The organism is Lentzea terrae (assembly GCF_003265345.1).
Lineage (GTDB): Bacteria > Actinomycetota > Actinomycetes > Mycobacteriales > Pseudonocardiaceae > Lentzea > Lentzea terrae.
The window spans coordinates 324,169-342,846 of record NZ_QFWW01000020.1 but is presented as its reverse complement, the minus strand read 5'-3'; the positions used below and the strand labels follow the sequence as shown (position 1 = coordinate 342,846).

Below are 18,678 nucleotides of genomic sequence, written 5' to 3'. Positions count from 1 at the left end.
CTTAATATATCAGTCCGCTACCAGGACGAGGAGCCCGTCGTGGCGCGACATTTCACCCTGACCCTGAACTGCCCCGAGCGGGCCGGCATCGTCCACGCGGTGACCTCGTTCCTGGTCGACCACGGCTGCGACATCGTGCAGCACCAGCAGTTCGACGACGACGTGCGGGGAAAGTTGTTCCTGCGCACGGCGTTCTCGTGTGCCGACGCCGAAGTGGACGATCTCGCACGGGAGTTCGCGGCGGTGGCGAGCGAGTTCGAGATGGACTTCGACCTGTGGGACGAGCGGCAGCCGCGCGTGCTGGTGATGGTGTCGAAGGCCGGTCACTGCCTGAACGACCTGCTGTTCCGGTGGCGGGCGGGCAGTCTCGGTGGCGAGATCGCCGCGGTGGTGTCCAACCACGAAGATCTGCGTCCGATGGCGGAAGCGGCCGGGCTCGACTTCGTGCACGTGCCCAACACCGCCGACACCAAGCACCTCGCCGAGCAACGCCTGCTCGAACTGGTCGAGGAGTACCAGGCCGACCTGGTGGTGCTGGCGCGCTACATGCAGGTGCTGTCCAACGACCTGTGCGCGAAGCTCGCCGGCCGAGTGATCAACATCCACCACTCGTTCCTGCCGGGGTTCAAGGGCGCCAAGCCGTACCACCAGGCGTACGACCGGGGCGTGAAGTACGTGGGCGCCACGGCGCACTACGTCACGCCGGACCTCGACGAGGGCCCGATCATCGAGCAGGAGGTGCTGCGCGTCGACCACTCGTACGACCCGCGAGCGCTCACCTCAGCGGGCCGCGACGCCGAGGCGCTGGCCCTGTCCCGTGCGGTGCGCTGGCACTGCGAGCACCGCGTGCTCCTCAACGGCAACGGCACTGTCGTCTTCCGATGACTCCAGATGATGTGACTGCGGACGGAGTGTTGATGCGCGGCCAGACCCTCGACGACTTCCTGACCGACCTCGCGGCACGGGTGCCGGCCCCAGGCGGCGGCGCGACCGCGGCGGTGCACGCGGCGCAAGCAGCGGCACTGGTGGCGATGGTCGCCCGCTACAGCGACAGCGCCCGGTTCGCCGCGCACGCCGAAGAGATCTCCGAAATCCTCACGGCCGCAGACCAGTTGCGGCAGAAGGCGTTGCAGCTGGCGGAGGACGACGCGGCCGCGTTCACCGCTGTCGCGAACGCCTACGCCCTGCCGCGCGACGCCGAAGGCCGCCGCGAGGCGATCGCGCTCGCTCTGAAGGGCGCGTGCGGGCCACCCGTCGCTGTCATCGAGGTCGCCGGCGCCATCGTGACACTCGCGGAGCGCCTGACCCCGATCGGCAACCGCTCGGTGATCACCGACGTGGCCGCGGCGGCCGAGGCGGCGCGGGCGGCCGCGACCACCGCGCGCGTGAACATCGAGGTCAACCTGAACGGAAGCCCGGACCCGGCCCTGTTGACGTCGATCCGTTCCGTCGACCTGATCGTGAACCGAGCGGAGCAGGTGACCGCCGCCGTACGGGAGGAACTCGCTGCATGACCACGACCGAACCGCAGATCGCGACCCCGTTGACCGGCAAGCACCTCGCCGCCGAGATCCGCCGCCGCACCACCGAGCGGGTGGCCGCCCTCGGCACCCCCACCAAGCTGGTCGTCGTGACGGCCACAGACGACGAGTCGAGCCTCTGGTACGTCCGTTCGATCGCCAAGGCCGCCGCGGCCGTCGGAATCGACTGCGACATCGCCGACCTGGGCCCGTGGGCGTCGGCGGCGCGCATCCGGGCCGTCCTGCGCGATCTGAGCCAAGACCCGAGCGTGCACGGCATCATCCTGCAGACACCTCTGCCGCCGGGCATCGCGCTGGCGGACCTCGCGGGCGAGATCGACCCGAGCAAGGACGTGGACGGCGCGAACCCCGCGAGCCTCGGCCGGCTAGCGGCAGGTCAGCCCGGCTTCGCCCCCGCGACAGCCGAAGCCGTTTTAGCGCTCCTCGACCACCACGGCGTCCCCTTGGAAGGCCGAAACGTGGCGGTGGTCGGCCGCTCAACCGTCGTAGGCACGCCAGCAGCACTCCTCCTGCTCGAGCGCCGCGCCACCGTGACCGTCTGCCACTCCCGCACTGCCGACCTCGCAGCCCACACCTCCCAGGCCGACGTCGTGGTCGTGGCGGTAGGCAAACCAGGCCTGATCAACGCGGCCCACGTAGCGCCGGGCGCGGTGGTCATCGACGTGGGCACCACACCGTCCGACGACGGAAGCCTGCTGGGCGACGTCGACGCGGCAGAGGTAGAACGGGTAGCCGGCGCGCTGACGCCCGTGCCCGGCGGCGTAGGCCCGGTCACCACGACGCTGCTGCTCTCCCACACCGTCGACGCAGCGGAACGTACGCAATCTGACGTACGTGAGATCAGAACGTGAGCGGATGATGCGGGTGCTCGTGGTCGCGAGAGTAAGACGCGACATCACGAGCGAAGGAGTGCACCGCGATGACTACCACCCGCAAGCTCAGCGGCCGCGCCCGCAAGGCCGTGCTGCTAGTGCACGTCCTGTCGGCGGCGGCGTGGCTGGGCATCGACCTTGCCCTGGGCATCCTGGTCGTGGTCGCACTGTCCACTGAGGACGCGAACACCGCCGGAGTAGCAATCCAGGCCATCGACCTCTTCGCGATCTGGCCGATGTTCGGCGCCAGCGTGGTCTGCATGATCTCCGGCGTAGTCCTGGGCGTCGGCAGCAAGTACGGCCTGGTGAAGTACTGGTGGGTGGCCATCAAGCTCTTCATGAACGTCGGCATGTCCCTGCTCATCGCCTTCTCGCTGCGCCCAGGAGTAGCCGAGGCGGCCAAGATCGGCAAGCGCATGCTGGCCGGCGACCCGACCGCCGTGATCCCCTCCGACATCATGCACCCGGTAGTGGTAGCCCCGACCCTGCTGCTGTTCGCCTACATCCTCTCGGTCTTCAAGCCCTGGGGCCGCATCCGCAAGTCAGCGCAACCAGCCAAGCGCGAGCGCCGCGACCTCGTCGGGGCGGTCTAACTGCAAAAAATGCCCGGCGTCCGCCACGATCTCGACCCGCGACCCAGCGGCGAGACCCGCGGCGGCGTCGGCGTAGTTCTCCGGCGTGATGCACCCGTCCTCCGCGCCCGCAAGCACCAACATGGGCACCTCCGCCGGCTTCTCCGACACCCGCGCCAACTCCGCGAGCTCAGGATCATGCAACGCGCGGTCGAAGTTGGCCCGATACAACTTCAACGCATTGGCCTTCACCTTCGGATCCGCGTACATCGCGCGCACGTACTCCGGCACTTCCAGCCCAGGCGACCACGTCCGCCACAAGTAGTCGATCAACGTGTCGTTCAACAGACTCTCGGCAACCCCAGGCACCTGAAACATGAACAGGTAAAAGAACCGTTGCTGCTGCGCAGGATCGGCAAAAATGTTGCGCAACGCCGCAGGCGGCGGCACCGACATGGTGATGACCCTGCGCACCAGATCCGGCCGAATCGCCGCAAGCCGCCCCGCTACCCCAGCCCCGATGTCATGGCCAATGACGTCCAACGGCCCGTCCGACAACGCCGCATTGACCGCCGCCGCGTCAACCGCCAACGTCAGCCCGTCCCCAAACGGCATCTGGTCAAAGGTCGACGGGTGATGCCCGCGCAAGAACGGCGCAACCACCCTCCGCCCAGCCGCCACGAGCCGCTCGGCAAGCGGCCCGAACGACGCCGGATGGTCCGGAAACCCGTGCCAACACACCACAATCGGCCCCTCACCCGCCGCCAGCGCCGGAACGGCCAGCCGCTCGGTAGGGATGACGATCTCCTCGAAGTCCATCAAAAGTCCACCCGCATCACGAAGCGTCGTTTGGTCGGATGGGTGACCTGCACGAACCCGGCCTCCTCGAACACCTGCCGCGCACCGACGTGCATCTCACCCCAGGTGACGTTCTGCCCAGGCGCGGCGACCATCGGATAAGCCTCGACCGCCCGCGCCCCGTTCTTTCGAGCATGCTCCACGGTCGCCGCTGCCAGCTCATACGTGAGCCCCTGCCGACGGAACCCTTTGCGCACCACAAAACACGTCACGGCCCACACGCCGTCGTCATCCTTGTCCTCGGCACGGCCCTTCCAGGGAATGGGCATGTCGAGGAGCTTCGCGTAGTCACACCGCGGCTCGACCGCCACCCACCCGGCAGGCTGACCGTCCACATAGGCCACCAGCCCACTACCACGCGCCGACTGCTCCTCGTGCGCGGCAAGGCGCTCGTCCATCGTCGAGTCGCGCCACATCCAGCCCTTGACCTTGTAACGCTGGCAGCGGCACTTGCTCGGCTCGGACCCGTCGAAGATCGCCTTGACGTCCTCCCAAGGCACCTCGTCCGACGGCACGATCCGGATCACCCGGCTCAGCCTAGAGGTCCTGCGTGAGGTTCACGGGGTTTCCGTCCGGATCGAACACGTGCGCGACGCGTTGCCCCCACGGCATGTCGTTGGACGGTCCCAGAACCCGCCCGCCAGCAGCCTCGACCAGCGGCAACAGCGCGTCAACGTCCGCCACGTCGATGCTCAGCGTGATCCGCGAAGGTGCCGAAACGTCCGCCTCCTCGGCGACGAGCCCGAGTTCGGCATCGCCGATCTTGAGCGTCTTGTAGAACACGTCGCCGACCTCCGGGTACCGGAACACCTCGGTCGCGCCGAGAACCTGCTCGTAGAACGCCTGCACGGGCTTCAGGTTCGGGGTAACGATGATGGGCTGGATCGCCATGGTTCGCCTCCTCAGTCCATCAACATACGAGGCGGCGCGTCAGAACTAATCGGTGCGCCGAACAACGGCAACAACTCCGGCACGTTGAGGAACGTCGTGCTACCGGTGACCAGCCCACCGCGAACATCGATGAACACCAGCCCGAACGGCTGATCCATCCCAGGCCGCATCTGCCAGAACGCAGGCGACGCATTGGCGGCAACAGGCACCAGCCAAGCCCCGGCACACGAAGCAGCAGGATCGTTCAACGCCACCGAAATCGCGGCCCGCCCCCGCAGCCACCACCTGAACGGCGGCATCGACAGCGTGGCGTCCTCGTGCAGCAACGCCACCAAAGTCCGCACATCGTGCCGCTCAAAAGCCTCGCAGTACCGCCTGAGCAGCGCCTTCTGCACCGGATCGGCAGGGTTCAACGGCTCACCAGGATCAACGGTCTGCAACGTCGCCCGAGCCCGCTGCAAAGCACTGTTCGCGGAAGCCACCGAGATCGACAACAACGAAGCGACCTCGGCAGCCTGCCAAGCCAGCACGTCCCGCAGGATCAACACCGCACGCTGACGAGGTGGCAGGTGCTGCAAAGCCGCCACGAACGCCAACCGAACAGTCTCGCGCCGAATCGCCTGGTCCTCGGGCAGCACCAACGCATCAGGCACGGGCTGAACAAACACCCGTTCGTGCAACGGCGACCCGAATGAGCCCCCAGCAGGCCCCAGGTCAACGGCCAACGCGCGACGTTGGGCCGACCGCTGCATGTCGATGCAGACGTTCGTAGCGATGCGATACAGCCAAGTGCGAAGAGAGGCGCGCGAGGAGTCGTAGCTGGAGTAAGCCTTCCACGCGCGCATGAGGGTCTCCTGCACGGCGTCCTCGGCCTCGAAGCCGGACCCGAGCATGCGGTAGCAGTAGCCGGTCAGCTCGATCCGGAACGGCTCCAGCGTCTCGATCACAGAAAAGGACCCTACGCGGACCGATGAGTTCTCGTCGTCCGGAACGTAAGAATGGACATGACCGAAGACATCCGAGCGATGATCGCCGCAGAACGCCGTGACCAGCTAGAACTCCTCAGAAACCTCACCGAGGAGCAGTGGGACGCCCCGAGCCTGTGCGAGGGCTGGCGCGTCAAGGAGGTGGTCGCGCACACGACGCTGCCCTACCGCAGCTCCACCGGAAGAGTCCTGATGGAGATGCTCAAGTCCGCAGGCAGGTTCAACCACGCCTCCGACCGCATGGCCAAGCAAGACGCACGAAACCTGACCACGGACGAGCTGATCAGCACCATCGAGGCGAACATCGACCACCCCTGGACGCCACCCGGCGGCGGCCCGCTAGGAGCCCTCTCGCACGAGGTCATCCACGGCCTCGACATCACAAAAGCGCTGGACCTTGACCGCCAGGTGCCGCACGAACGCCTGCGACCGATCCTCGAGAGCATGACCCCGCGCAGCGTGAAGTACTTCAAGGCGGACCTCACGAACAAGCGCCTGGAGGCCACGGACCTGGACTGGACGTTCGGTGAGGGCGAGCCGATCAAACGCCCCGCCCAGGAGCTGCTACTTCTTGTCTGCGGCCGGCGAATTTGAAGCCACACGAACCCGTGTGGTCGCCTCGGTGGTCGTGGCCAAGAACCGCGCCACGACCTCACGATCCGCAGGGCTGAGAGCAGACCACGCGGCGGAGAACTCGGCAGCCAGCGGCTGGAAGAACGATGCAGCGAGTTCGTGCGCGTCGGCGAGCACGTGGAGTTCGACGCGGCGGCGGTCGTCGGGATCGCGGGTGCGCTCCACGTGGCCGGCTCGCGCGAGGCGGTCCAAAACGGAAGTCGTGGCTGACGCGCTCAGGTTCAGGGCTTTCGCGAGCGCGCCCGGTGTCATGGGGGAGCGGGCCTGCATGATCAGGTTCAGCGCCGTCATGTCGGTCGGGTGCAGCTCGTGGGCCGCGCTGAAGATTTCCAGGAACCGGTTGGACTCCATCACCAGCGCTCGCACCAGCATGCTCAGGTCGTAGTCGCTTGCCTCGCTCACATCCACAGCATACAGTTCGGCCATCGAAAGATTCGACGATCGAAGGAATTGCCATGCGCGTCCTGGCCGGGGTCCTGCTCGTCGTCTGGCTCGCGCTCGGCGGGTTCACCGGGCCGTACGCGGGCAAGCTCTCGGAGGTCGCGGAGAACGACAGCAGCGCGTTCCTGCCGAACTCGGCGGAGTCCACGCAGGTCGCTGAGCTGCAGAAGAAGTTCCAGCGCAGCAACGCGATCCCGGCGATCGTCGTGGTCGAACGCAAGGGCGGGCTGACCGAGCAGGACAGGAAGTACCTCGCGGAACGCGGTCAGGGCTTCCAGGCGTCACCGGTGATCCCGGCGCCGAACGACAACGAGGCCGCGCAGCTCGTCGTGCTGCTCGACCCGGCCAAGGAGGTCCGTGACTCGGTCCTGCAGCTGCGGGACGGCACTCGTGGCGCGCCGCCGGGGTTGACGGTGCTGGTCACCGGGCCGGCCGCGCAGGTCGCCGACCTCGTCGAGGCGTTCGGCGGCATCGACGGGCTGCTGCTGGTCGTCGCGGGCGCGGTGGTCGCGTTGATCCTGCTGGTCGTCTACCGGAGTCCGCTGCTGCCCGTGGTCGTCCTCGTGTCGGCCGTCTTCGCGCTCGGGCTCGCGAGCTTCGTCGTGTACCTGCTGGCGAAGAACGACGTGCTGGCGCTGAACGGCCAGAGTCAGGGCATCCTCTCGATCTTGGTGTTCGGAGCCGCGACGGACTACGCGTTGCTGCTGGTGTCGAGATTCCGCGAAGAACTGCGCGACACCGAGGACAGGTTCACGGCGATCCGCACGGCCTGGCGCGGCACGGTCGAACCCATCGCGGCGTCGGCCGGCACGGTGATCCTCGGCGTGCTGTGTCTGCTGTTCAGCGACCTCGACTCGAACAAGGGGCTTGGACCCGTTGCGGCCATCGGTATCGGCGCCGCGCTGCTCACCACGATGACGTTCCTGCCGGCCACGCTGGCGTTGTGCGGGCGGGCCGCGTTCTGGCCGTTCGCGCCGAAGCTCGGCTCGCCGCACCCCGAGACGAGCGGGCTGTGGGGCCGCACGGCGGACCTGGTGCGCCGGCGGCCACGGGCGATCTGGATCGTCACGACACTCGTGCTGCTCGTCGGCGCCGCGTTCCTGCCGCAGCTCAAGGCGTCCGGCACCGCGCAGTCCGACGTGTTCCTCACCGAGGTCGAGTCCGTGGTGGGGCAGGAGGTGCTGTCGCGGCACTTCCCCGGCGGCACCGGCTCGCCGACGGTCATCGTCGCCGCCGAGAGCAAGACGGCCGAGGTGTTGCAGAAGTCCAAAGTGGACGGAGTTGCGGAAGTCCGGCCCACCGGTGCGGCCGACGGCTTGGTGCGCATCGAGGCCACGCTGAAGGACGCACCCGACTCCGACGCGGCGGTGGCGACGGTCGAACGCATCCGTGCGGCGGTGCACGGGATCGGCGAGGCGAAGGTCGGCGGGCAGACGGCGACGTTGCTGGACACCAGGAAGACGTCCGAGCACGACCGGTTGCTGATCATTCCGATCGTGCTGCTGGTGATCTTCTTGGTACTGGCGTTGTTGCTGAGGTCGTTGCTGGCACCGGTTCTGCTGATCGCCACGGTCGTGCTGTCGTTCGCGGCCACGATGGGCGTGTCGGCGCTGGTGTTCAACCACGTCTTCGACTTCCCCGGATCGGACCCGGTGGTCCCGTTGTTCGGGTTCGTGTTCCTGGTGGCACTGGGCATCGACTACAACATCTTCCTGATGACCAGGGTCCGCGAGGAAACCCAGCGGCTCGGCACGGTCGAGGGCACGGTGCGCGGCCTCAGCCTGACCGGCGGCGTGATCACCTCGGCCGGTGTGGTGCTGGCCGCGACGTTCGCCGCGCTCGCCGTCCTGCCGATCCTGTTCCTCACCCAGATCGCGTTCATCGTCGCGTTCGGTGTTCTGCTGGACACGCTGCTGGTGCGATCGTTGCTCGTGCCGGCGTTGTCGGTGGACATCGGTGGCCGAATCTGGTGGCCGTCGAAGCTGAGGTGAGCCAGGATCTCGGGCATGACCTACACGGCACGTCAGCTGAACCGCGCCACCCTCGACCGGCAGATGCTGCTGAAGCGGGAGAACGTGGATCTGCTGACGGCCGTGGCCAAGGTCGTCGCGATCCAGGCGCAGGAACCGTGCTCGCCGTACATCGCGCTGTGGAACCGCATGCGCGGCTTCGACCCGGCTGATCTGGACGAGGCGTTCACGAGCGGCGTGATCCGCAAAGCCACGCTCATGCGGATCACGCTGCACGCGGTCACGGTCGCCGACCACGAGGTGTTCCACCACGCGATGCTGCCCGCGCTCAGGGCGTCCCGGCTGAACGACAAGCGGTTCCGCGCCATGGGTCTGACGGCCGAACGAGCCGACGAGGTCCTCCGGCACATGCTGGAGTTCGCCGCCGAGCCGAGGACGAAGCCGGAACTGGAAGCGCTGCTGCACTCCCACGTCGGCGACGTGGGGGAGCCCGGCCTCTGGTGGGCGATCGCCCCGTACGCGCCGCTCGTGCGCAGGCCGACCGGCGGACCGTGGGCGTACGGGCCGAAGCTGTCGTTCCAGACCGTGCCGGTCGAGCCGCGCGAACGGATGGCGGCGCTCGCCGAGCTGCTCCGGCGTTACCTCACCGGGTTCGGTCCGGCCACGGTCGCCGACATGAACCAGTTCACCATCCTGCCGCGCACCTCGATCCGGGAGGCGCTGGAGCTGCTGGACCTGGTCCGCGACGGCGACTACTTCGACATTCCAAATCGGACAATCCCGGACGAACACACCCCGGCGCCGCCGCGGCTGATGGCCATGTGGGACAGCACGTTGCTCGCCTACGCCGACCGCAGCCGGATCATCCCGGAGCAGTACCGGAAAGTAGTCATCCGCAACAACGGCGACACGCTGCCGACCCTGCTCGTCGACGGTTACGTGGCCGGGGTCTGGCGCCCGACTGAGGACGGCGGAGTCGAAGCGACCGCGTTCCAGGCGCTGAGCGAGGACCAGTGGGCCGGTCTCGCAGAGGAGGCCAAGGCGCTGCGGAAGTTCCTCGGCGACCGCGAACCGCAGGTCTACCGGCGTTACGCACGGTGGTGGAGCGGCCTGCCGGCGAGCGAAGTTCGTATTCTGTGAAACGTCAAGATCCACAAAGGACGCATGCATGAGTCACTATTCCTCCACCCTGCATGGAGGAAAGCTCAATGTTCCAAACGAGAAAGCGCGTCCACGCCGCCCTGGCAGCCGGTCTGCTGGCGGCGTCCGCGATCACCTTGCTCGGCGGTGCCCCCGCCACCGCGGTCAACACCGCCGCCGAGTGCGTCGACGAGCACGGTCACTCCGCGGCTCGCGGCCTGCCCGGTAGCCAGGGTCACGACCGCAACGAGATCTCCGACGCCCAGGCGGCGGAGATGAACGCCGACCTGCGCAAGAAGGTGGCGGAGCGGGTCAACTCCCGCACCGGCGACTTTTCGGCGATGGCGGGTGGCACGATCCCGGTCGTGTTCCACGTCGTCACCGGCACCGGCGGGGTCGGAGCGATGTCCGACGCCACCATCGCGCAGCAGATCAAGGTGCTCAACGACGGCTTCGCGGGCGCGGAGGCGCCCGGTGTCGCCGCCAACACGGGGTTCACGTTCGTGCTCCAGGAGACCAAGCGGCACTCCAACAACACCTGGTTCACCCGCACGGACAACCGCCGCACCGAGACCCAGATGAAGACCGCCACGCGCGTCGGCACCGCGTCGACGCTCAACGTGTGGTCGGTCAACATCGACGGCCTCGGCTTCGCGACGTTCCCGAGGTGGTACGCGGGTGACCCGAAGATGGACGGTGTGGTCATCGACTACGCCAGCGTGCCCGGCGGTTCGGCGACGAACTTCAACCTGGGCAAGACGCTGACCCACGAGGTCGGTCACTGGATGGGCCTCTGGCACACCTTCCAGGGCGGCTGCACCGCGACCAACGACGAGGTCGCCGACACCCCGGCGCAGTCCAGCTCCACCTCGGGCTGCCCGGCCGGTCGCGACTCGTGCGGGCTGGAGGGGCTGGACCCGATCAACAACTACATGGATTACTCGTACGACTCCTGCTACAACCAGTTCACGCCTGGCCAGAACACCCGCATGCAGAGCGCCTGGACGGCGTACCGCAGCGGCAAGTGATCTAGTGTGACGATGGGGCGTCGCTTTCGAGCGGCGCCCTTTTCGCTTGCTGCGACAGCAGGAGGAACCGCAGACCGTCCTTTGAGGTCTCGTCTGCCGCGGTGTAGGCGACGAGCAGCTGATCAGGATGGGTGTCCACGGAGAACTGCTGCACGTCGAGGGTGAGCGACCCGGCAGCCGGGTGGTGATAGGTCTTCACGAGCTGGCGCGGGCCGCGGACCTGGTGCGACGCCCACCACGTGCGGAAGTCGGCGTCCCGCACGCTCAGCTCGCCGACCAGTGCCGACAAAGCCGGATCGTGCGGCGTGCGCCCGGCCTCCATCCGCAGCACCGCAACGCATTCCCGCGCCGAGCGCTCCCAGTCGCCGTACAGGGCGCGGAACGCCGGGTCGAGGAACGTCAGCCGGATCAGGTTGCGCTCAGCCGGTGCCAACGCGCCGAAGTCGGTCAACAGCGCGGCGGCCGCGCGGTTCCACGCGAGGACGTCCATGCGGCGGTGCAGGACCATCGCGGGGACGTCCGGCATGCCGTCCAGCAACTGCTGCAGCCTCGTGGCGACCTCGGGCGCGGCCTGCTGCCTCACCGGGGCCACGTCGGCGACGGTGCACAGGTAGTCGCGTTCGTCCGCGGCCAGCTGCAGAGCGTCGGCCAGCGCGTCGAGGACGGTCCGGGACACGCGGTGGGTGCGACCCTGTTCGAGCCGGACGATGTAGTCGACGCTCACGTGGGCGAGCTGGGCCAGCTCCTCACGGCGCAGGCCGGGCACGCGGCGCTGCCTGCCGTCGTCGGGGAAGCCCGCGCGGTGCGGGTCGAGCGCGGCGCGGCGGGTGCGGAGGAACTCGCCCAGTTCGGTCATGCCTCCAGTGTCCGTGATCGCCGCACGGCGTACCTGGTACTGGCTTGCACAGGCTGGGTTCTCCCTGGCTGGCCGGCTGCGCGCGGACGAATGTCGTGGTCATGGAAAACGTGACCTTCCCCAGCAACGGACTCGAGCTCGCCGGCCACCTCCACCGGCCGCAGGGCACACCGCGCGGGGCGATCGTGGTCGGCCACCCCGGCACCGGCGTAAAGGAGCAGACCGCGGGTCTTTACGCCCGTCAGCTCGCTGAACAGGGCTTTCTGGCCGTGGCGTTCGACGCCGCCTACCAGGGCGAGAGCGCGGGCCTGCCGCGCGGCCTGGAGGACCCGTTCCAGCGGGTCGAGGACATCCGGGCGGCGGTGACGTTCCTCGCCGAGGAGGACGAACGGATCGGCGTGCTCGGCATCTGCGCGTCCGGCGGGTACGGCCTGGCCGCCGCCGGAACCGACCACCGGATCAAGGCGATCGCCACCGTCAGCCTCGCCGACATCGCCCGCCAGTTCCGGTTCGGCGCGGACGGCACGCAGGATCCCGCGGTCTTGCAGGGGATGCTGGACCAGGGGCGGGACGGCAGCTTCGCGCTGTTCCCCGAGACCGCGGACGAGACCGACGGACTGCACGCGTACGAGGGCTGGGAGTACTACTGCACGCCGCGCGGTGAGCACCCCCGGTCGGCGAAGACGTTGACCTGGAGCAGCGTTGGTCGCATCGCCGCGTTCGACGCGTTCCGCGCGGTCGACCTGATCGCGCCACGGCCGTTGCTGCTGGTGGCCGGGCGCGCGGCCGTGACGTCCTGGATGAGCGTCGAGGCGTACCAGAAAGCCGGTCGTTCCAAGGAGTTCCACTGGGTCGACGGCGCCACGCACGTCGACCTGTACGACCGGTACGTGCCGCAGGTCGTCGAGCGGGTGTCGGAGTTCTTCGCGAAGAACGTCTGGAGCTGAGCGCCTCGGCCTCCGCGCGTTCGGCCCCGACACCGCACTTCAGTTGTGGTCGAGCACGAGGTCGGCGCGACGGGCCGGATCGCACTTCGCGAAGTACAGCCGCTGCCCCTCGACGTACCGGCGGTTGCGCGGATCGTCCGGATCGGACGGACTGCCGTCGCGCACAGCCATGCGCGCCACCGACACCGCGAAGTCGACGTCCAGGAACACCGAGAAGTCCCAGTGGTCCACGACCTCGTCGCGGTGCAGGAAGATCCCGTCCACCAGCAGGAGCGCGGACGGCGGCGCGACCTCCGCCGGTGCGTCCACGTACGCGTCGGTCACGAGGTCGTGGCTCGCCCGCCGGAACGGTCGGCCGGCGGCGAACGGCACGAGCAACAACTCCGCGAACCGCTCGTAGTCGAAGCTGTCGAGGAAGAAGCCCTCCGGCGACGTCCGGCCGCGCTGCCAGCGATGAGCGCGCGGGTGGTGAAAGTCGTCCACGGACGCCCGCACCACGGCCCGGCCACGTGCGCGCAGCACCTCGGCCAAGGCGTCGCAGAACGTCGTCTTGCCCGCGCCATCTACCCCGTCGACCGCCACCAGGCCTCGCAACGGCAACCGGTCGGCGACGTCCTCAAGCAGTCGTGTCACGGTACCGACCATCTCACAACGGTTGACCGCACGATCGAGACACGACTCCTGTTCCGCGGACGACGCCCGGCCGGTCGATGGCCGTGGACCACGTGGCGGTGTGGACGCGTCCGTGACCTAGAGCGACAACCCGCGGCCTTCCTTGTACGGAGCCAAGTACGCGGTCCGCCTGGTCGGCCGCGGCGGCCGGCTGCAGCCCATGACCGTCGTCGGGCGGCACTGTGAAGCCGGTGACGTGCTCGCCGAGAGCATGTTGCCTGCTGACGTCCACGCGGGTGACTTGCTCGCGATGCCGGTGACGGGCGCGTACCACCACGCGTTGGCCTCCAACTACAACCAGGTCGGCCGCCCGCCCGTCGTGGCGGTGAAGGACGGGGTGGCGCGACTGATCGTGCGCAGGGAGACCGAAGAGGACCTGTTGCGCCGGTACGTTCCCTAAAGTGTGCGGATGCACTCGTACGCCTACGTCGCCGACTCGCGCCTCGACGAGGCACGGCATGCCCTGGGCCTGCAGACCTCGGGTGGCCGCGCGCCGAACCCGCGCTTCTTCACCGGGTTCCTGGCGGACGCGCAGCAGGCGGCCACGGCGTTGCTCGCCGTCGCGAAGGTCGCGGGCACCCGCTACTTCCAGCCCACCAGCGAACGCCTGCGCGATCCGGTCGTAACGTGCAACGGCGACCGCCTGCGCTTCGAGTCGTTCTCCGGCTGCTGCGGCGTGTACGCGAGGCTCGACGTACTGAGCGATGCGCTCGACGGCGAGGTGCACGACCGCGGCACCACCAACGTCGACGTCAACGAGCCGCTTCGGCGTGCGCTCGCCCGCGTCACCGAGGGCGACCCGCTGCACCTGACCGTCGGCCCTGATCAGGTCGAGGTCGGCACGCTCGACGGCGCGGTCGTCGAGAAGAAGGTGCCGCTGCCGCCGCGCTGGCTCAGGGGGTTCGCGGAGACCCAGGTGCTGACCTCGCGCTTCGACCTCAAAGCCGAACTCGCGCAGGCCGACGCCCAACGGTTCCTGAAGACCCTGCCGAAGGGCCGCGCGGCGGTGTGGGCGGTGCCGTCCGGGAAGAGCTTGAGGCTCAGCGGGTCGGCGTCGGCCAACGCGGTGTGCCTCGCCGGCCCGAACCGCCTCGAGACCCTGATCCCGTTGCTGCGCTTCGCCAAAGCGGTCCGCCTGTACGGGCCGCCGGCCACCGGACAGCCGGTCGCGAGTGGCTGGGAGGTGGATCTGGGCGGGCAACGGCTCACGCTCGTGCTGTCCCCGGAGGTCAACCGCGGCCTGTCCGGCGAGGGTGCGGTCCTCGACGGACTGGCGGCGGGTGACGCGGACACCGACGCCGAACTGGTCGGCGCGCTGCTCGACTTCGAGCCGCGGGTGGACATCGCGGACCTGGCTGAACGGTCCGGGCTCGCGCCGAGCCGGGTCAAGGACGCGCTGGCGCAGCTCGGCACGGCCGGACGAGTGGGTTACGACCTGGCGGAGGCCGCGTACTTCCACCGCGAGCTGCCGTACGAGGGCATGGACGTCCAGGCGATGAACCCCAGGCTGCGCAACGCGAAGGCGCTCGTCGAGCAGAACGCGGTCAGCTGGGACGGCGACACCGCACTCGTCGGCGACTACCGGGTCAACGGCGACGCGTGCACCTGTCAGTGGTGGGCCGAGTACCGCGGTGGGCGCGGCAAGTGCAAGCACGTGCTGGCTGCGGACATCGTCAGGAGACAAGCGTGAAGTTCGACGACATCCGCGCGTTCATCGAGGCCGATGACTCCGCCGGCCTCGGCGCCGCGCTCGCGAACGTCAGCGACCGCAAGGCACTGGCCGCGCAGCTCGTCGCGTACGAGAAGAAGCACCGGGCGGGTGACGAGAGCTGGCAGCACCGGCAGACTCTGGCGATCGCGGGCGCCGGGCTGCTGCCGAACGCCTCGACGCTCGCGCCGTGGCTCGTGCGCAACCAGATCTGGTCCAGGCAGGACGACGTTCTGGCCGTGCTGCTCGACGTGCTGCGTCGCCGGGAGTTCGTGCAGGACCTGGTCCCCAGACTGGCCGCCAAGCTGCCGCGCGACCTCACCAGGCGGGATCTGCTGCGGGTCATCCTGGAGTTCTGCGGCGACCACCCGCCCGACTCCGACGGCTTCCTCTTGCACTTCATGGACTTCGGCGGCCACACGCGCTGGCGACCGGGTTTCGACGCACTGATCCCGCGCCTGCTCGAGGTGGTCGGCTCCGGCGTGATCTTCGCGCACGTGCGGCAGTGGCGGACGTTCCTGAACGACAAGGCGGACCGGGGCACGCTGCTCGACGGCTGCCTCGCGCGACTCCAGCAGGGTGGCGGCGCCAAGGAGATGGAAGGCTTCCTCGCGCTGCACGAGGTCATCCAGCCCACGATCGACGAAGTGGCAGAACGCGCGCGGGACTACGTCGCGATGCTGCCGGACTCGCGCTCGACCGTCGCCACACACGCGCAGGCCCAGCTGAAGCGGCTGGACGACGCGGGACGGCTCGACTTCGAACTCCTGCTCGAAGCGAGCCGCTGGGTGTTCGGCCGCACCGAGAAGAAGCTGATCCGCGCCCAGCTCACCTGGCTCGGCAAGTACGCCGACAAGGTCGTGCTGACCGTTGCGGAGCTGTTCACGCACGAGTCCGACGACATCCGCGGCCAGGCCGTCAAGTTGGTCGCCAAGCACCTGACGAAGATCACCCCAGAGCTGCTGGCACACGCGGAGCAGTTGCCGCCCGACCTCGCGGCCCAGCTCGGTGTCGAAGCCGCAACAGCGGAAACCGTCGAACTGGCCCCGTTCGCACCGAGGCCGTTCCCCGAACCGATCACCACGCTCGACGAGCTGACCCGCGAGGTGCTGGCGCTGTTCGGCCGCAATGCCGCGCCCACGGGTGCGATCACCGCCGAACGGATCATCGAGGCGGTGGTCCGGTTCGCCTGGCAGGACAGGGAAGCGGTGGCCAAGGCGTTCCAGCCGATCTACGCCAAATACCCGTGGATCCTGGACGAGAGCGCCTACGACTTCTACGCCGACTACGCCAAGCGCGGTCCCCGCACGGAACTCGTCGCGATCATCGCCGCCGCGTCCTCGGCACCACCGCAATCGGACAGCGCGTGGCTGAAGCAGCTCGAACGAGCGCGGTACGGCTCGGTGGCCGAGCAACTCGCCAAGCGCCTGCGCGAGATCGCGAAAGGCGTGGCCAGCTCTCCGCGCCCGGCCCTGGTCTCGACCCCGACCGAGACGTCCGGCCTGCTCGACCCCGCCACGCTGCGCGAACGCCTTGCCAAGGCCGAGGCGGAGGGCTGGGAACCGTGGCCGCTCGACCTGCAGCAGGCCCACGACCGACTGCCGCGCGACACCGATCTCGAGGTCACCATCGATGAACGGACCTTCCGAGTACCTGGTTACAGCTACGAGGACACCGGCCTGTTCGCGATCGTCACGCCCGGTCTGGAACACCCCGAGAACATGCTGCGCGAGTACGACATCTGGGGCCCGATGATCGAGTGGTGGCCGTCGGTGCTGCCCGCGCAACGGGAGATCGTCGCCGCCCACATGATCCCGCACCTCCGCTACCAAACTGCCTCGAAGGACAACGACGGCCCACTGCTGCCGCTGCTCGTGGAGGCCGGCACGGCAGGACTGGCCGTGCACCTCGCCCTCGCCTACGGCCTCGCCGCCGAACTACCCCTGAACCGCGCCCACGCCGTCGACGCACTGCTCATCCTCGCCGCCCGCGACCAGCTCGACGGCAGCAGGCTGGGCGACCTCGCCGGACAACTGGTTGCACGCGGCGACATCGCGCTGAACCGAGTCGTGCCGTGCCTGCGCGACACCGCCCGGTCCGGTGCGCCCCGGCAGATCTGGGACGCCCTGGTGGCCGCATTACCGAAACTGTGGACGCACAACCGCGTGGCGGACGTGCTCGAGCTGGCGGTCGAGCTCGCGCAGCAGCTCAAACCGGGAGGCCAGATCGCCGGGCTGGCGGAGGTCGCCGCACGCAAGGGCTCGAGCAAGGCGGTCGTGCAGGCCAAGCGGCTGGCGAGCGCACTAGGCTGAAGGCATGGACCTGGGAGAGATCGTCGCCGAACGGCAGATCGAGGGCGTTGCGCCGGACGGATCCCGCTTCGAGGTGGTGATCAGGTTCGGTGCGCCTCGCCCCGACCCGTTGAGCAGCACCGGCGACTGGGAGTGTCCACATCAGATCGTCGGTCTGGGCGACGACACCGTGCAGGCCGCGTATGGCGTGGACTCGTTGCAGGCGCTGCTGCTCAGCGTCTTCGCCGTGCGCACGAAGCTGGCCGAGTCGGACAGCACCCTCGACTGGCTGGGCATGCCAGAGCTCGGCCTGACCGTCGCGCCGGTGCTCAGCTAGCGAACACCGGGTAGTGGTCGGAGAAGTCCGTGTAGGTGTACTTGCGGCCCCACGACCAGATCGACCACTCAGGACTCTTCACGCGCCGCGTCTCGTTGCGCAGCACCGGTCCCTGGATCGTCAGCACGTAGTCGAGGTGCTCCGAGGCGTACTCCGGCCCGTACTGGTCGCGGCAGACGCTGTTGTCCGCGCAGTCCCACGAGAAGGGGTGCCCGCCGATCTCCGGCGTGGCGGCGGCCAGTTCGGCGACCATGCGCGGGTACTCGTCGCTCGCCTTGACGACGTTCATGTCACCCGCCACGTACACCGGTTCGAAAGCGGGGATGTTCCGCGCATCCAGGAACGCCCTGATCTCGGCAAGTTGTGCCGCCCGATGCCCGGCCGGCGCGGACGTGCAGGTGGAGTCCTCGGCCTGCAGGTGGGTGCCGATCACGTGCAGCGGCCCGGTCGGCGCCTCGATCCGGACGTAGGCGAAGCCCTTGTTGGAGAACCAGTCCGCGCCGCACCCGCCGCGGTACACGTGCTGCACACGCGTCGTGATCGGCCACCGGCTCACCACGGCGACTCCGCCGTCTTCTGGCGTCGAGGAACTGTAGGAACCCGACGTCTGATCCCAGCCGGCGGTGCTGCGTCCCAGCACCGGCGTCTGGTGCGGGTAGGTGTCGCGGAGGTTGGCCAGCAACCGGTCGGAGGCGGCGTTGTCGAACGCCTCGTTGAGCACGACCACGTCCTGGCCGTTCACCACACCGGTGCTGTCGATCAGGTCGGCCCGCGTGAGCTGACCCCAGTTCGGGTAGAGGTTCCTGGACAGCATGAAGACGTTGTAGGTGGCGATCTTCGGGGCGGCCGGGGCCGCGACCGCGGGTGCGGCCGAGATCGTGAGCACGACGGCGGCGGCGAGCGTGATCAGGCGCATGGAGCCAGATGGTGAAGGA

At 68.6% G+C, this 18,678-nt stretch carries 20 protein-coding genes and 1 pseudogene; 13 read left to right on the top strand and 8 right to left on the bottom strand.

Annotated elements, in window-relative coordinates; all coding sequences use genetic code 11:
- The first annotated feature begins 39 nt into the window (after nucleotides 1–39).
- From purU to DI276_RS23525, 4 genes are all read left to right on the top strand, one after another.
- Entirely contained in the window at nucleotides 40–885 is an 846-nt protein-coding gene (gene purU / locus DI276_RS23540; RefSeq protein WP_112266827.1) for a formyltetrahydrofolate deformylase, read from the top strand.
- A 32-nt stretch (nucleotides 886–917) separates the two neighbouring features.
- Entirely contained in the window at nucleotides 918–1,514 is a 597-nt protein-coding gene (locus DI276_RS23535; RefSeq protein WP_112267657.1) for a cyclodeaminase/cyclohydrolase family protein, read from the top strand.
- Nucleotides 1,511–2,392: a bifunctional 5,10-methylenetetrahydrofolate dehydrogenase/5,10-methenyltetrahydrofolate cyclohydrolase gene (locus tag DI276_RS23530; protein WP_112266825.1), complete on the top strand. Its 882-nt coding sequence runs from the start codon at nucleotides 1,511–1,513 to the stop codon at nucleotides 2,390–2,392. Before DI276_RS23535 ends, DI276_RS23530 begins: the two co-directional genes overlap by 4 nt.
- 68 nt (nucleotides 2,393–2,460) lie before the next feature.
- Nucleotides 2,461–3,006, top strand: a complete 546-nt coding sequence (locus DI276_RS23525; RefSeq protein WP_112266823.1) for a hypothetical protein — start codon at nucleotides 2,461–2,463, stop codon at nucleotides 3,004–3,006.
- On the opposite strand, the gene DI276_RS23520 is transcribed toward DI276_RS23525, so the two are convergent.
- Genes DI276_RS23520 through DI276_RS23505 form a run of 4 tightly spaced genes read right to left on the bottom strand, consistent with a single transcriptional unit; the run spans nucleotide 2,956 to nucleotide 5,681 of the window.
- A complete protein-coding gene (locus DI276_RS23520; protein ID WP_112266821.1) occupies nucleotides 2,956–3,804 on the bottom strand; it encodes an alpha/beta fold hydrolase in 849 nt (282 codons plus the stop codon). The two genes, DI276_RS23525 and DI276_RS23520, sit on opposite strands and share 51 nt — an antisense overlap.
- Complete coding sequence (locus DI276_RS23515) at nucleotides 3,804–4,370, bottom strand: GNAT family N-acetyltransferase (RefSeq protein ID WP_112266819.1); 567 nt, start codon at nucleotides 4,368–4,370, stop codon at nucleotides 3,804–3,806. The genes DI276_RS23520 and DI276_RS23515 overlap by 1 nt, the downstream gene beginning before the upstream one ends.
- A gap of 10 nt (nucleotides 4,371–4,380) precedes the next feature.
- Nucleotides 4,381–4,734: a VOC family protein gene (locus DI276_RS23510; protein WP_112266817.1), complete on the bottom strand. Its 354-nt coding sequence runs from the start codon at nucleotides 4,732–4,734 to the stop codon at nucleotides 4,381–4,383.
- An 11-nt stretch (nucleotides 4,735–4,745) separates the two neighbouring features.
- Entirely contained in the window at nucleotides 4,746–5,681 is a 936-nt protein-coding gene (locus DI276_RS23505; protein ID WP_112266815.1) for an RNA polymerase subunit sigma-70, read from the bottom strand.
- 57 nt (nucleotides 5,682–5,738) lie between these two features.
- Between DI276_RS23505 and DI276_RS23500 the strand changes: the two genes are divergently transcribed.
- On the top strand, nucleotides 5,739–6,314 hold the full coding sequence (locus DI276_RS23500) for a maleylpyruvate isomerase family mycothiol-dependent enzyme (RefSeq protein WP_112267655.1): 576 nt from the start codon (nucleotides 5,739–5,741) through the stop codon (nucleotides 6,312–6,314).
- Here the strand turns inward: DI276_RS23500 and DI276_RS23495 are convergent.
- Nucleotides 6,285–6,755: a MarR family winged helix-turn-helix transcriptional regulator gene (locus tag DI276_RS23495; RefSeq protein WP_232836859.1), complete on the bottom strand. Its 471-nt coding sequence runs from the start codon at nucleotides 6,753–6,755 to the stop codon at nucleotides 6,285–6,287. The genes DI276_RS23500 and DI276_RS23495 overlap by 30 nt on opposite strands.
- A gap of 53 nt (nucleotides 6,756–6,808) precedes the next feature.
- Here DI276_RS23495 and DI276_RS23490 point away from each other — a divergent pair, with 53 nt between their 5' ends.
- The 3 genes from DI276_RS23490 to DI276_RS23480 all read left to right on the top strand — a co-directional run bounded on the left by DI276_RS23490 (nucleotide 6,809) and on the right by DI276_RS23480 (nucleotide 10,932).
- On the top strand, nucleotides 6,809–8,785 hold the full coding sequence (locus DI276_RS23490; RefSeq protein WP_112266813.1) for an MMPL family transporter: 1,977 nt from the start codon (nucleotides 6,809–6,811) through the stop codon (nucleotides 8,783–8,785).
- 15 nt (nucleotides 8,786–8,800) lie between these two features.
- Nucleotides 8,801–9,904, top strand: a complete 1,104-nt coding sequence (locus tag DI276_RS23485; protein WP_112266811.1) for a winged helix DNA-binding domain-containing protein — start codon at nucleotides 8,801–8,803, stop codon at nucleotides 9,902–9,904.
- Nucleotides 9,905–9,972: 68 nt separating this feature from the next.
- Nucleotides 9,973–10,932, top strand: a complete 960-nt coding sequence (locus tag DI276_RS23480) for a zinc metalloprotease (protein ID WP_112266809.1) — start codon at nucleotides 9,973–9,975, stop codon at nucleotides 10,930–10,932.
- Nucleotide 10,933: 1 nt separating this feature from the next.
- On the opposite strand, the gene DI276_RS23475 is transcribed toward DI276_RS23480, so the two are convergent.
- Nucleotides 10,934–11,788: a helix-turn-helix transcriptional regulator gene (locus DI276_RS23475; protein ID WP_112266807.1), complete on the bottom strand. Its 855-nt coding sequence runs from the start codon at nucleotides 11,786–11,788 to the stop codon at nucleotides 10,934–10,936.
- 101 nt (nucleotides 11,789–11,889) lie between these two features.
- Here DI276_RS23475 and DI276_RS23470 point away from each other — a divergent pair, with 101 nt between their 5' ends.
- Nucleotides 11,890–12,735 (top strand): alpha/beta hydrolase, encoded by an 846-nt coding sequence (locus DI276_RS23470; protein WP_112267651.1) that lies wholly within the window; start codon nucleotides 11,890–11,892, stop codon nucleotides 12,733–12,735.
- 39 nt (nucleotides 12,736–12,774) lie between these two features.
- Here the strand turns inward: DI276_RS23470 and DI276_RS23465 are convergent, their stop codons facing one another.
- Complete coding sequence (locus tag DI276_RS23465) at nucleotides 12,775–13,368, bottom strand: nucleoside/nucleotide kinase family protein (protein ID WP_198680841.1); 594 nt, start codon at nucleotides 13,366–13,368, stop codon at nucleotides 12,775–12,777.
- 121 nt (nucleotides 13,369–13,489) lie between these two features.
- Here DI276_RS23465 and DI276_RS23460 point away from each other — a divergent pair.
- From DI276_RS23460 to DI276_RS23445, 4 genes and pseudogenes are all read left to right on the top strand, one after another.
- A pseudogene (locus DI276_RS23460) lies at nucleotides 13,490–13,807 on the top strand (diaminopimelate decarboxylase); the annotation flags it as partial.
- 9 nt (nucleotides 13,808–13,816) lie between these two features.
- Entirely contained in the window at nucleotides 13,817–15,097 is a 1,281-nt protein-coding gene (locus DI276_RS23455; RefSeq protein ID WP_112266803.1) for an SWIM zinc finger family protein, read from the top strand.
- Nucleotides 15,094–17,427: a DUF6493 family protein gene (locus DI276_RS23450; protein ID WP_112266801.1), complete on the top strand. Its 2,334-nt coding sequence runs from the start codon at nucleotides 15,094–15,096 to the stop codon at nucleotides 17,425–17,427. Before DI276_RS23455 ends, DI276_RS23450 begins: the two co-directional genes overlap by 4 nt.
- 4 nt (nucleotides 17,428–17,431) lie before the next feature.
- Nucleotides 17,432–17,743, top strand: coding sequence for a DUF6968 family protein (locus DI276_RS23445; protein ID WP_112266799.1), 312 nt, complete (start codon nucleotides 17,432–17,434; stop codon nucleotides 17,741–17,743).
- Here DI276_RS23445 and sph read toward each other — a convergent pair.
- A complete protein-coding gene (gene sph, locus DI276_RS23440) occupies nucleotides 17,736–18,659 on the bottom strand; it encodes a sphingomyelin phosphodiesterase (protein WP_112266797.1) in 924 nt (307 codons plus the stop codon). The genes DI276_RS23445 and sph overlap by 8 nt on opposite strands.
- Between the last annotated feature and the right edge of the window lie 19 nt (nucleotides 18,660–18,678).

What these genes read in the sequence shown, in the direction of transcription:
- DI276_RS23485 (WP_112266811.1), top strand. Translation starts at nt 8,801, where the DNA reads ATGACCTACACGGCACGTCAGCTGAACCGCGCCACCCTCGACCGGCAG.
- DI276_RS23490 (WP_112266813.1), top strand. Translation starts at nt 6,809, where the DNA reads ATGCGCGTCCTGGCCGGGGTCCTGCTCGTCGTCTGGCTCGCGCTCGGC.
- DI276_RS23445 (WP_112266799.1), top strand. Translation starts at nt 17,432, where the DNA reads ATGGACCTGGGAGAGATCGTCGCCGAACGGCAGATCGAGGGCGTTGCG.
- DI276_RS23475 (WP_112266807.1), bottom strand. Translation starts at nt 11,788, where the DNA reads ATGACCGAACTGGGCGAGTTCCTCCGCACCCGCCGCGCCGCGCTCGAC.
- DI276_RS23525 (WP_112266823.1), top strand. Translation starts at nt 2,461, where the DNA reads ATGACTACCACCCGCAAGCTCAGCGGCCGCGCCCGCAAGGCCGTGCTG.
- DI276_RS23520 (WP_112266821.1), bottom strand. Translation starts at nt 3,804, where the DNA reads ATGGACTTCGAGGAGATCGTCATCCCTACCGAGCGGCTGGCCGTTCCG.
- DI276_RS23455 (WP_112266803.1), top strand. Translation starts at nt 13,817, where the DNA reads ATGCACTCGTACGCCTACGTCGCCGACTCGCGCCTCGACGAGGCACGG.
- DI276_RS23480 (WP_112266809.1), top strand. Translation starts at nt 9,973, where the DNA reads ATGTTCCAAACGAGAAAGCGCGTCCACGCCGCCCTGGCAGCCGGTCTG.
- DI276_RS23500 (WP_112267655.1), top strand. Translation starts at nt 5,739, where the DNA reads ATGACCGAAGACATCCGAGCGATGATCGCCGCAGAACGCCGTGACCAG.
- DI276_RS23510 (WP_112266817.1), bottom strand. Translation starts at nt 4,734, where the DNA reads ATGGCGATCCAGCCCATCATCGTTACCCCGAACCTGAAGCCCGTGCAG.
- sph (WP_112266797.1), bottom strand. Translation starts at nt 18,659, where the DNA reads ATGCGCCTGATCACGCTCGCCGCCGCCGTCGTGCTCACGATCTCGGCC.
- DI276_RS23470 (WP_112267651.1), top strand. Translation starts at nt 11,890, where the DNA reads ATGGAAAACGTGACCTTCCCCAGCAACGGACTCGAGCTCGCCGGCCAC.
- DI276_RS23530 (WP_112266825.1), top strand. Translation starts at nt 1,511, where the DNA reads ATGACCACGACCGAACCGCAGATCGCGACCCCGTTGACCGGCAAGCAC.
- DI276_RS23535 (WP_112267657.1), top strand. Translation starts at nt 918, where the DNA reads ATGCGCGGCCAGACCCTCGACGACTTCCTGACCGACCTCGCGGCACGG.